Genomic DNA, 12885 nt, shown 5'->3' on the forward strand with positions numbered 1-12885 from the left:
AATCCCATAGGCCGATCCTAACCTCAAAAGTCTTCCTGTAAACGAAAAAGACGTTTGTGTGACATCACGATGGGCCAGTCATATTAACAACTGTTGAAAGAAATCGTGGTGAAAGTGAGGTCAGCGCAAACATTGGTCGCCATGCTGAAATATAGTTTACAAATCCCGAATTATGCCGCCAAGCCTGCCGCGTGGCCGGATGCCCAGGCCCATTGAAAATTATAGCCTCCCAACCAGCCGGTAACATCCACCGCTTCACCAATGAAATAAAGGCCGGGAACGGTTTTGGCCTGCATGGTTTTGGAATCTAGATCCTTGGTATCGACACCACCGAGCGTGACTTCTGCTGTGCGATAGCCTTCCGATCCAGCTGGTTTCAAAGTCCATTTCTGCACGGATTCCACCAAACCTATCAAAGCTTTATCAGAGAGATCGGCCAGTGGCTTTGTGATCCCTGCCCGCTCGACACAATATTGTGCCAAGCGTTTTGGAAGATGCGCTGAAAGCACGGTCTGCACCGCCTGACGGCCATTGTCGCGCTTAGCGGCTTTGAGAATGTCCAGAAAGTCGGTGTTGGGCTCCAGTGACAGGGTAATGCTATCACCTTCGCGCCAGTACGATGAAATTTGCAAGATGGATGGCCCGCTCAAGCCCCGGTGGGTAAACAGCAAAGCCTCGCGAAACGCCGTTTTCCCATGGCTGATCGAGGCATCAACCGCCACGCCGGCAAGCGCTGCAAGCTCGCCCAACAGCCCCGGCTCCAAGGTCAGCGGCACCAGTCCGGGCCGGGTCTCGATCAGAGACAAGCCAAATTGCTCGGCAATTTTATAGGCAAAGCCGGTGGCACCCATTTTGGGAATGGATTTGCCGCCGGTGGCAATAATCACCGATTGGCAGGCAACTGTGCCTTGATTGGTCACAACATCAAAGCCACCCTCGGTTTTGTGTACCGCCTCGATCTCGGTCTGCAATTGCAGTTTGACGTTGGCAGCTCTTATCTCTTCGAGCAGCATGCGAATAATATCTTTGGCGCTATCATCGCAAAATAGCTGGCCCAAGGTCTTTTCGTGCCAGGCGATCTTGTGCGCCTCCACCATCGCCAGAAAATCCTGCGGGGTGAAGCGCGCCAAGGCGGATTTGGCAAAATGCGGATTGGAGGACAGGTAGTTTTTCGGCCCTGCATGGATATTGGTGAAATTACAACGTCCGCCGCCGGAGATGCGGATTTTTTCACCGGGAGCCTTGGCGTGATCCAGCACCAACACCCGTCGCCCACGCTGACCGGCACGAATTGCCGCCATCATGCCGGCGGCACCGGCCCCGATAATTACCACATCGACTGTTTTGCTCAAAACCTGCTCCTGTCCGCTCAAACCTCTCTCTTTTCCATATAGAATACGCTGTCAATCGCGCTTTGCCTCTCGCCAATTGCTTTTAGCGCGATATGATAGGCTCACCTGTAACAAAAACCCGGTGAAATATGCCTGCAAAGAAAACAATGCTCAGACCCAAAGGCGCGGCATCCAAAAAAGCAAGCATTCCACCAGACATCAGCGCAACACGAGGTGTAAGCAGCTGGAAAGAAGCAGCTGTCTGGCTTCAAAGCCGTGGCATTGAGGATATTGAGTGTATCACGCCCGATCTGGCCGGTGTGCCGCGCGGCAAGATGATGCCAACTTCGAAATTCACCAGCAACACATCGCTCGCGCTGCCATCGGCGCTCTATCGCCACACGATTTCGGGCGAATACCCTGAAGAAACCGGCAATTTCCGCTATGATTCCCGCGATAGCGACATCAAACTGGTGCCAGACCTCTCCACGCTCTCTGTGGTGCCGTGGGAGACCGACCCCACCGCGCAAGTGATTTGCGATATCGTCGGCACCGAGGGCGAGAAGGTCAGCTACACACCGCGCAATGTGTTGAAAAACGTGTTGTCGCTCTACGAGGAAAAAGGCTGGAAGCCGGTGGTGGCGCCGGAAATCGAGTTTTATCTGGTCGCCGTCAATGACGATCCCGATTATCCGCTGCATCCGCCAAAGGGGCGCTCGGGCCGCTCAATTGTCGGTGGACAAGGCTATTCCATCGCTGCCATCAATGAATTCGACGAGTTGATTGACGATATTTATCACTTCTCCGCTGCCCAAGGGCTGGAGATTGATACGCTCATCCATGAAGAAGGTCCGGCCCAGCTGGAGATCAACCTGCGCCATGGCGATCCGATCGAGCTTGCCGATCAGGTGTTTCTGTTCAAGCGCACCATTCGCGAGGCAGCCCTCAAGCACGGCATTTACGCCACCTTCATGGCCAAGCCCATGCAGGGTCAGCCCGGCTCGGCCATGCATATTCACCAATCCGTGGTGGATAAGAATACCGGCCGGAACATCTTTTCCAACCCGGATGGGTCGCCGTCAAAAGAGTTCTTCCACTTCATTGGCGGCATGCAAAAATACGTGCCAAGCTCGCTGGTGATGATGGCCCCTTACGTCAATTCCTATCGTCGCCTGACCCCCGACATGGCCTGCCCGGTCAACAATGCCTGGGGTTATGATAACCGCACCACGGCGTTTCGTGTGCCGGTGTCGGATGCGGCAGCGCGCCGGGTGGAAAACCGTCTGCCAAGTTCGGATGCAAACCCTTATCTGGCCCTGGCGGCATCGCTGGGCTGCGGGTATTTGGGGATTTGCAATGCCATTGAGCCAACCGAGCCAACCCATGATTCCGCCAATGAAGGCTCGATTGAGCTGCCACGCGGGCTTTTGGAAGCCGTTGCTTTGATGGAGGCCGAGCCCGATTTTGCCACCGTTTTCAGCCAGGGTTTCATCGACATTTATGCTGGCGTCAAGCGCGGCGAGTTTGAAACCTTCATGCAGGTGATCAGCCCCTGGGAGCGCGAATTCCTGCTTTTGAACGTGTGACATCAAAGGAGCGCCTTATGTGGCAAAGCCCAATTGCGCCCGGCCTGTCCTGGTATCAGGCAAGCGTTGGTGAGCGGCCGGAATACCCGGCGATGGATGGATCAAAAACGGCTGACGTCGCCATTATTGGCGGCGGCTACACCGGCTTGCAGGCAGCCTACACGCTGGCCAAGGCCGGTGTTGGCGTGGTGCTGATTGAAGGCGGGCGGTTTGGCGATGGCGCGTCAGGCCGCAATGGCGGTCAGTTTGGCACCGGTCAGCGCGCTTATCCCGAAGAGATGGAAGCCGAATTCGGCTTTGAGCGCGCCAAGGCGCTGTTTGACATGGCCGAACATGCCAAGGCCTATGTGCTGGATTTTGCCCGAGATCACCAGATCGACATGGAGTTCATGCCCGGCCAATTGAATGTCGAGCACAAGCGCGGCACCGAAAAAGACGTGCGCAAAAGCGTTGAGATCTTTACCGAGCGGTTTGGCTATCCGCATATGACATTTATGGACCGGGCGGAAACGACTGAGCGGCTGGGCTCCAGCCGATATTATTGCGGCACGCGCGATGTCGGCACCGGCCATATCCATCCACTTAAACTGCTGGTGGGGTTGGCCAAAGCTGCCAAGGATGCAGGTGCCGCCCTGTTTGAAATGACCAAGGCCGTCAGCATTCGACAAGTGGGCGGCAAGACAATCATTGACACGGAACGCGGCTCGATCACCGCCAACAAGGTCTTGATTGCCACCAATGCCTATATTGGCAATCTGGAGCCGATCACGGCGGCACACGTTATGCCGATCCGCTCATTCATTGGTGCCACCGTGCCGCTGGATGATTTTCCAGAGGTTATTCCCGGATCAGAAGCCGTGGCGGATTCGCGCTTTGTGGTGCGCTATTTTCGCAAGACCCGCGACGGGCGACTGCTGTTTGGCGGGCGCGAGGCCTACACTGCGGATAGCCCCCGCGATATTTCCAGCCATATTCGCCGCCAGATTACCGAGCTTTATCCGGCCCTGAACGACGTTGAGATGACCCATGCCTGGGGTGGCTCGGTCGGCATCACCATGAACCGTCAGCCCTATGCGCGTGAAGTTATGCCCGGGGTGATCTCTGTTGCAGGTTTTTCTGGTCATGGCGTGATGTTGTCAAATTATTGCGGTACATTGTTTGCCAAATCGGTTTTGGGAGAAAGCAGCGAGCTGGACTTGTTCAAGGATCTGAAAATTCCACGTTTTCCAGGCGGGCAATGGCTGCGATCACCGCTGCTTGTGCTGGCACTCAGTTGGTATGCGCTGCGTGACCGCTTCTGAAAAATGCCATGGCGCGGGATTTATCGTCCGGGCCACTGGTATTTTTAAATCGATTGAATTATATAAAGTCCGTCCATCGTTCCCAAACGTCGTGCCACAATCGTGAGTGAGAGATGCCCTTATGAGCAGCCAGATTATTCCTGTCGAACCCTTTGACTATGTCGTCTTTGGCGGCACCGGGGACCTTGCCGAACGCAAGCTTTTGCCAGCGCTCTACCATCGCCAGCTTGCCGGGCAATTGACGGAACCAACCCGCATCATCGGTGCCTCGCGCTCGCCAATGACGGATGATGAATACCGCGAATTTGCCCATAAGGCCTTGAAAGAATTCCTGAAAGAAGACGAGCTGGAAGAAAGCGAAGTCAAGCGCTTTCTCGCACGCCTGCACTATGTCTCGGTGGATGCCAAGTCCGACAAGGGCTGGGATGTTTTGAAAAAGCTGCTGGATAGCGGCAAAGACATTGTGCGCGCCTTTTATCTGGCCGTTTCGCCCTCCATCTTCGGCGATATTGCCGACAAGATCCGCGATCACAAGCTGATCACCAAAACCACCCGTATCGTGGTGGAAAAGCCGATTGGCCGTGATCTGGCTTCCGCTGAAGTGCTCAACGACACCATTGGTAAAGCCTTCAAGGAAGAACAGATCTTCCGTATCGACCACTATCTCGGCAAGGAAACCGTACAGAACCTGATGGCACTGCGCTTTGCCAATGCGCTCTATGAGCCTTTGTGGAACTCGGCCCATATTGACCACGTGCAGATCACGGTTGCCGAATCTGTGGGCCTTGAAGGCCGCGTGACCTATTATGACAAGGCCGGTGCGCTGCGTGATATGGTGCAGAACCACATTTTGCAGCTGCTTTGCCTTGTGGCCATGGAGCCTCCATCTTCGATGAATTCGGAAGCGCTGCGCGATGAAAAGCTGAAAGTTCTGCGCGCATTGAAGCCCATCACCGCTGCCAATGTTGAGAAAATGACCGTGCGCGGTCAATATAAGGCTGGCGCGTCCGCTGGTGGCCCGGTCAAGGGCTATACCGAAGAGCTGGAAGCGGCATCGGATACCGAAACCTTTGTGGCGATCAAGACCGAGATCAACAATTGGCGCTGGGCGGGTGTGCCGTTTTACCTGCGCACCGGCAAGCGCTTGGCTGCCCGCATGTCGGAAATCGTCATTCAATTCAAGCCAATCCCCCATTCGATCTTTGATGAGGCCGCTGGCCGCATCGAGGCCAATCAGCTGGTTATCCGCTTGCAGCCCGATGAAGGTGTGAAGCAATGGCTGATGATTAAAGATCCGGGTCCGGGCGGTATGCGCCTTCGCCATGTATCGCTGGATATGAGCTTTGCCGAATCTTTTGGCGTGCGCAATCCTGATGCCTATGAGCGCCTGTTGATGGACGTGATCCGCTCCAACCAGACGCTGTTCATGCGCCGCGACGAAGTGGAAGCCGCATGGAACTGGGTTGATCCGATCCTGAAGGCCTGGGAAGAAATTGGTCAGAAGGCACAGGGCTACACATCCGGCACCTGGGGTCCAAGTCAGGCCATTGCGCTGATTGAGCGCGATGGTCGCACATGGCACGAGCTGGACTGAGGAAACATCACATGGCGCATACATTGCATAGCTTTGACAATGGACCGGCGCTGGCGGAAGCGTTAGCGGACAAGGTTGCGGCAACATTGTCGGAGTCGGTCACAAACCGTGGCAGCGCCACACTGGCCGTCTCTGGAGGCTCCACCCCAAAGGCTTTTTTTGAGGCGCTCTCAAAAAAGCCATTGGATTGGAGCAAAGTGTCGGTGACATTGGTGGACGAGCGATTTGTGCCAGCAGACAATCCGCGCTCCAACCACCTGCTGGTTGCCACCCATCTCTTGAAAAATGCGGCAAGCGAAGCGGAGTTTATTCCGCTGTATCAACCGGAAGCCGATATTGAAGCGGCGGCCACTGTGGCAACCGACGCTGTTTCCGAAATGGGAACGCCGCTGGATGTGGTGATCCTTGGTATGGGTGCCGATGGCCATACGGCCTCCTTCTTTCCGGGTGGTGACAATCTCGAGGACGCTCTGGACCTTGAGCTGCCGCCACGGGTAATGACCATGGAAGCGGCGGGCGCAGGCGAGCCAAGGCTGACCCTGTCGTTCTCAAGCATCGCCGATGCCGGTCTTCTGGTCGTGCATATCGAAGGGCCTGAGAAAAAATCCGTGCTGGAAAAGGCTCTGAGCGGAGATGATGAGGCCGAAATGCCGATCCGTGCCGTGCTGGGCCGGGCTGAAACCCCTGTCGAGATTTACTGGGCACCGTAAAGTGCCAGCCCTTGTGGCATAGGCCGGGCAAATGGCCGCCTGAGTGGGCGGCCCCTCTTTAAGACCCTCAATCGGGTCACACCGTGGCTGAAGAGCCTTCATCCGCGCAGTTGCTGTTTGTTTTTATGCATTTCCGGACGCAAAACCGCATCCCACGTTTGCTGGAAATGCTCTCATCAGGAAGGATATACCCCTATGAGTGCCGACCGTCGTATTGAGGCTATCACCAAGCGTATTGTTGAGCGCTCCAAGCCAACCCGCGAACCTTATCTGGAACGGGTTCGCCACGCCTCCACCAAGGGTGTGAAACGCGGTGCGCTGGCCTGTGGCAATCTCGCCCACGGCTTTGCGGTCTGTTCCCCCGGGGATAAGGCAGCACTTGCTGGCGACACCGTCCCCAATCTTGGCATTATCACCGCCTATAATGACATGCTCTCAGCCCATCAGCCGTTTGAGCATTTCCCCGATCTGATCCGCAAGGCAGCAGCAGAGGTTGGCGGCGTGGCGCAGGTGGCAGGCGGTGTGCCAGCCATGTGCGATGGCGTTACCCAGGGCCAGCCCGGCATGGAATTGTCGCTGTTTTCGCGCGATATTATTGCCATGGCGGCAGGCATTGGCCTGTCGCACAATATGTTTGATGCGGCCGTGTTTCTCGGCGTCTGCGACAAAATCGTGCCCGGCCTGATGATTGCCGCCCTCACCTTTGGCCATCTGCCATCCGTGTTCGTTCCGGCTGGTCCGATGACCACAGGCCTGCCCAATGACGAGAAAAACCGCATTCGCCAGCTCTATGCCGAAGGCAAGGTTGGCCGCGCGGAATTGCTGGAAGCCGAATCCAAATCCTATCACGGTCCCGGCACCTGCACCTTCTACGGCACTGCCAATTCCAACCAGATGCTGATGGAAATCATGGGCTTTCACATGCCCGGCGCGTCTTTCGTCAATCCCGGCACGCCGCTGCGCGATGCATTGACCCGCGAAGCCACCAAGCGGGCGCTGGCCATCACAGCCCTTGGCAATGAGTTTACCCCGGCTGGCGAAATGATTGATGAGCGCTCCATCGTCAATGGCGTTGTCGGCCTGCACGCCACAGGCGGCTCCACCAACCACACCATGCACCTGATTGCCATGGCGCGTGCGGGCGGCATCCAGCTGACATGGCAGGATATTTCCGATCTCTCCGACATCGTGCCTTTGCTGGCGCGCGTCTATCCCAATGGCTCTGCCGACGTGAACCATTTCCACGCCGCGGGCGGCATGGGCTTTTTGATCAAGCAATTGCTCAAAGCCGGCTTTGTGCACGATGATGTGCGCACGGTGTTTGGTCAGGGCCTTGCCGCCTACACCATCGAGCCACATCTGAACGAAGATGGCACCGTGCTGCGCCAGCCATCGCCAGAGCAAAGCGCTGACCCCAAGGTGCTCTCGCAGATTGAAGCGCCATTTCAGGCCAATGGCGGCTTGAAAATGCTGACCGGCAACATGGGCAAGGCGGTGATCAAGATTTCCGCCGTCAAGCCGGAGCGCCATATCGTTGAGGCCCCTGCTGTGGTGTTCCACACCCAGCAGGCGCTGCTGGATGCCTTCAAGGATGGCAAGCTGAACCGCGATTTTGTGGCCGTGGTGCGTTTCCAAGGTCCAAAGGCCAATGGCATGCCGGAGTTGCACAAGCTCACACCATCGCTCGGCGTGTTGCAGGACCGTGGCTTCAAGGTGGCCCTGATCACTGATGGCCGCATGTCCGGTGCATCGGGCAAGGTGCCAGCCGCCATCCATGTCACGCCGGAAGCCGTAGACGGCGGGCCAATCGCCAAGATCAAGGATGGCGATATGATCCGTCTTGATGCCGTGGCGGGAACACTTGAAGTGCTGATGGATGCATCTGAATTTGCAGCACGACCTGCGATTGTTATAGACCTGTCGGACAATGAATTCGGCATGGGGCGCGAGCTTTTCGCACCATTACGCCGCCTTGCCGGCCCGGCAGATCAAGGTGCCAGCGTTTTGTTCTAAAGCTTTGGTCTGAAAACAACAACCGAGAGCATCGTGCAATTTCCGATTTTCGGCACGATGCTCTTGGCTGACGGGCTGAGATTTTCGAAGTCTCTGTCATGCTCTGACATCTTGGTACTTTAGCCGCAGCGCCGTGCAGCCTTTCAAGACCTGGGACAGTATCAATTCACAGTGCTGACGGATCGGCAATATTGTCTTTCTTGACGCCCAAAATAGATCAAACGACACATTCATAAAATTTTTTCTCAACTTCGGTTGAAAGAATAAACCTGTTTAAAATTCTTGAAAAATGACATGTGATTGACACTTATTGTGCCAAAAATTAGCAAAAATCAAATTTATCCAAGGTGAAGATTGTTGAGAGCCGTCAATAATAATAGAATTTATTCAATGATTTAAATCTAAAATTGCATTCACTGTTTTTTAAATACACCTTCTGTATTCCCTGCTTTCAAATTGAATTGAAAGTTGCAGCATGCGCATGCCTGCACGGGAAAGAGGATTTTGAAAAATGCTCGACAATATGACGCTCACCCAGAAAATTTATGGAGGCTTTGGCGTTGTCATCGCAATTTTGATGATCATTGCGGGCGCGTCTGTTTACTCCAACACCAGCAGCGGCACGGATTTTTCCAACTATCATCACGCAGCCGACCTTTCAAACGAGGCCGGCCATATTCAAACCAATATGCTGGAAGCGCGCCTTGCTTTCTTTAAATACAGACAGCAGCCCTCGCCCCAGAGCATCGACGCATTTAAAGCCCGCATGAAGACCGTTGAGGACATCAGCAAGACACTGACAAGCCTGGTGCAGAATGAGTCTGAAAAGTCTGCCGTCGCCGGGTTTGTCACCCAAATTAAAAATTACAGCAATGCATTTGACACCGTCATTCAGGCTCAGGTTGAGCAGGATGAATTGGTGAATAACAGCCTGGTTGTTTTGGGATCGAATATCCTTGGAAATCTGGCGGAGTTGAACAGCCAGCTGATTGCGGCAAAAGATACAGATGCGACCCTGAAGGTCAACACATTGACCTCCTCAATCTATTCTATGCGCCTCGCCATCACAAAATTCCTTCTCAACAATGATCTTAAAGATTTCGATGCCGGTGTGAACGATTCAAAACGGGCGCTTGCTGAAGGCAAAGAGCTGGCTGCAACGCTGAAAGCCCCGGAAAACAAGAGAATACTGGAAGCGACATTAACGGATCTCGACAATTACACTCGGGATCTGGAGAAAGTCAAAACGGTCATTCTCAAGCGCAATATGGTTATCCATGACGTTTTGAATGTTGTCGGCCCACAAATGGGCTTGGACACAGAGGCTTTCAAGCGCGCTCATCTGGACAAGCAAGATGCGCTGGGTCCGCAGATTGCAACAGCCATGAGCAATTCGGTCTACACTTCGGAAGTGGCAGCCGCCCTCGCGCTCATCGTCGCCATCGTCCTGTCACTGGTCATCGCCCGCAGCATTAACAGCCCCATTGCAACGCTGACGTCTGCCATGGCAAAGCTCGCGGAAAACCAGCTCGACACCGAGGTTCCCGGCACGTCGCTCAACAATGAAATTGGCAGCATGGCCAAAGCCGTGAATGTCTTCAAACAAAATGCGATTAAGATTCGCAATCTGGCTCTGCAGGAAGCCGCGTTGCAGGAAGAAAAAGCCGACCTGCAATCCAATATCGCCGGCGTGGTGTCGGCGGCGGTTGCTGGTGACTTCACCAAACGGATCACCAAGCGTTACGACAATCCTGATCTGGATGCCTTTGCCCGCAACGTCAACACATTGGTGACATCTGTCGATCAGAGCGTATCCGAGACCAAGCGCGTCATCCTGGCTCTTTCACAGGGTGATCTCACAGAGAGCATGGCCGGAACCTACCAAGGTGTGTTCTGCGAGCTGCAAGCCCATGTCAACGAAACCATGGCCACCTTGCGCAGCCTGATGCAGCAGGTGCGGCAATCGGCAGACGTTATCAATGGTGGTGCGGATGAAATCCGCCAAGCATCCAATGATCTGTCACGCCGCACCGAAACGCAAGCCGCCTCACTGGAGCAAACATCATCAGCGCTCGAAGAAATCACCGTGGCCGTCAAAACGTCAACGGAGCGGGCGCAGGAATCCAGCCATATGGTCACCGAGGCGCGCCAATATGCCGAAAACTCAGCCGATGTTGTCAAGGATGCCACCGCTGCCATGAGCCGGATTGAGCAAGCCTCCAAGGAGATCACCCAGATCATCAATGTGATTGACGAAATCGCCTTCCAGACCAATCTTCTGGCCCTCAACGCGGGCGTTGAAGCCGCCCGTGCGGGCGAGGCTGGCAAGGGCTTTGCCGTAGTGGCGCAAGAGGTACGGGAATTGGCACAGCGCTCGGCAACAGCTGCCAAAGATATCAAGGCGCTGATCACCAAATCCTCCAACGAGGTGGAAACCGGGGTAAAACTGGTGACCAGCACCGGAGAAGCTCTGTGGTCAATCCAGCAAAAAGTGGTCGGCATTGCAGCCCAGGTCACCTCCATTGCAACGGCTGCCAACGAGCAATCCACGGGCCTGAGCGAAGTCAGCACAGCCGTAAACCAGATGGATCAGGTCACACAGCAAAACGCTGCCATGGTTGAAGAGGCCGCTGCCAGCACATCAAAGCTCGCCGATGAAACAATCCATCTGCTCAATCTGATTTCTCGCTTCAAGGTCGATGCCAGCGGTTACGGCATGCGTCGCGCCGCCTGACACCATCATGGTGGCCCGAATCAGGGAAGCCTGACAGATTGTAGAACACAAACGGCGGGGTCTTGGACCTCGCCGTTTGTGTTTACAGCGTCCTTTGTGCGTCATGCCTGGTGCACAAAGGACGCTGTAACAGTTTTCATCTGCTTCTGATCACGACGAATTTCAATTTACCTTTTCTGGTGGTTCTATAGAACGAAAGGACGCAGACAGACAGGAGTTCAGAGTGTCTTCATTACCAAACAGCGATCACAACACCAATGGCCAGCCAAGCAGCACGCCTGACGCCTCTGCAACAGGATGGCGGGAAAAATGGTGGCGCATTGTGGATATGAAGGTTGGCGTCATTCCCGTGCCAATCTATATTCTGCTTTTTTTGCTGATTGTCGCCTTCACGCTCACCGGCAAGGTGCCGTCAGACCTGACCATGTCGATTGCAATTTTGTCCTTTGGCGGCTTCTTTTTCATGCAGCTTGGCCGATGGTTGCCCTGGCTGGGGTTGATGGGCGGCGCGGCCATCATGTGCTTTGTGGTGCCTTCTGCCATGGTGTTTTATGGAATCATTCCGCCACCCGTTGCGCAAGCCATTGATGTTTTTGTCAAAAGCTCGAACTTTCTCTATCTTTACATCGCCGCCATTATCGTTGGCAGCATTTTGAGCATGGACCGGACCGTTCTGATTGCCGGCTTTTTGAAAATCTTTGTGCCTTTGGCGATCAGCTCTATCACAGCCATGGTGGTTGGCACGTTGATCGGTATGGCCATGGGCATGACCTTCCAGCGCAGTCTGTTTTTCACCGTTCTGCCCATCATGGCAGGAGGCTTAGGCGAAGGCGCAATCCCGCTGTCCATGGGCTATTCAGGCGTTCTATCGCAGCCGCAAACCGAGATCTTTGCGCAAATCATCCCGGTGGTCATGCTGGGCAGTTTTACAGCCGTGGTCGTCTGTGGCCTTCTCAATGTTCTGGGCAAGCGCTATCCCACCCTTACCGGCGAAGGTCGCTTGCAGGCAGGGTTGCTGAATGTGGATATCAACCGCAAAACGGCGGCACCTGAACCAATTGATCGAGCCATGATCGCAACGGCTGGCGTGACCATTGTCAGTTTTTATCTGGTGGGTGTTTTGGCCCAGAGGCTGTTTGATTTCCCCGCCCCCATCACCATGCTGTTTTTGATTGTTGCGGCAAAGCTGGCGCAACTGATTTCGCCAAGCCTTGAAGATGGTGGTCGCGAGGTCTATGCCTTCTTCTCGCGCATCGTCACATGGCCCCTGCTGTTTGCCATGGGCATTTCCTACACGCCATGGCAGTCCTTTGTCAGCGCCTTTACGCTCCAAACCGTGGTCACTGTGGTCGCCACCGTATTGACGCTGATTGGAACAGGCTTTGTGACGGCCCGGCTCGTCAAAATGTTTCCCATCGATGTAGCCGTGGTGGTTGGCTGTCACAGCGGCCAGGGCGGAACCGGCGATATTGCCATTCTCACCGCTGCAAATCGCATGAGCCTGATGCCATTTTCGCAGATTGCCACCCGCATTGGCGGCGCTATCACCGTCACTTGCGCCATTCTGGCGTTCCAGCATCTCGTATAGAGTCTGTCTGGTTCAAACTGAACCTACC

The 12885-nt window shown here is 54.9% G+C and carries 8 protein-coding genes; 7 read left to right on the forward strand and 1 reads right to left on the reverse strand.

From position 1 onward, the window contains the following. Nucleotides 1–170 precede the first annotated feature (170 nt). Entirely contained in the window at nucleotides 171–1304 is a 1134-nt protein-coding gene (locus BJF95_RS07535) for a BaiN/RdsA family NAD(P)/FAD-dependent oxidoreductase (protein WP_425348682.1), read from the reverse strand. Nucleotides 1305–1498: 194 nt separating this feature from the next. On the opposite strand from BJF95_RS07535, the gene BJF95_RS07540 reads away from it, so the two are divergent. From BJF95_RS07540 to BJF95_RS07570, 7 genes are all read left to right on the forward strand, one after another. Further along, nucleotides 1499–2917 (forward strand): glutamine synthetase family protein, encoded by a 1419-nt coding sequence (locus BJF95_RS07540; RefSeq protein WP_425348680.1) that lies wholly within the window; start codon nucleotides 1499–1501, stop codon nucleotides 2915–2917. A gap of 17 nt (nucleotides 2918–2934) precedes the next feature. Further along, nucleotides 2935–4218 (forward strand): NAD(P)/FAD-dependent oxidoreductase, encoded by a 1284-nt coding sequence (locus BJF95_RS07545; RefSeq protein ID WP_175577220.1) that lies wholly within the window; start codon nucleotides 2935–2937, stop codon nucleotides 4216–4218. 121 nt (nucleotides 4219–4339) lie between these two features. Next, on the forward strand, nucleotides 4340–5812 hold the full coding sequence (zwf, locus tag BJF95_RS07550; protein WP_075638786.1) for a glucose-6-phosphate dehydrogenase: 1473 nt from the start codon (nucleotides 4340–4342) through the stop codon (nucleotides 5810–5812). 11 nt (nucleotides 5813–5823) lie between these two features. Next, nucleotides 5824–6522 carry a 6-phosphogluconolactonase gene (gene pgl, locus BJF95_RS07555; protein ID WP_075638787.1) on the forward strand — a complete coding sequence of 233 codons (699 nt, stop codon included), beginning with the start codon at nucleotides 5824–5826 and terminating at the stop codon, nucleotides 6520–6522. Nucleotides 6523–6717: 195 nt separating this feature from the next. After that, entirely contained in the window at nucleotides 6718–8535 is a 1818-nt protein-coding gene (edd, locus tag BJF95_RS07560; protein WP_075638788.1) for a phosphogluconate dehydratase, read from the forward strand. 511 nt (nucleotides 8536–9046) lie between these two features. Continuing rightward, complete coding sequence (locus BJF95_RS07565; protein WP_075638789.1) at nucleotides 9047–11269, forward strand: methyl-accepting chemotaxis protein; 2223 nt, start codon at nucleotides 9047–9049, stop codon at nucleotides 11267–11269. Nucleotides 11270–11492: 223 nt separating this feature from the next. After that, nucleotides 11493–12857 carry a 2-hydroxycarboxylate transporter family protein gene (locus tag BJF95_RS07570; RefSeq protein ID WP_075638790.1) on the forward strand — a complete coding sequence of 455 codons (1365 nt, stop codon included), beginning with the start codon at nucleotides 11493–11495 and terminating at the stop codon, nucleotides 12855–12857. The last annotated feature ends 28 nt before the right edge of the window (nucleotides 12858–12885 follow it).

This window comes from Rhizobium oryziradicis, assembly GCF_001939045.1.
Lineage (GTDB): Bacteria > Pseudomonadota > Alphaproteobacteria > Rhizobiales > Rhizobiaceae > Allorhizobium > Allorhizobium oryziradicis.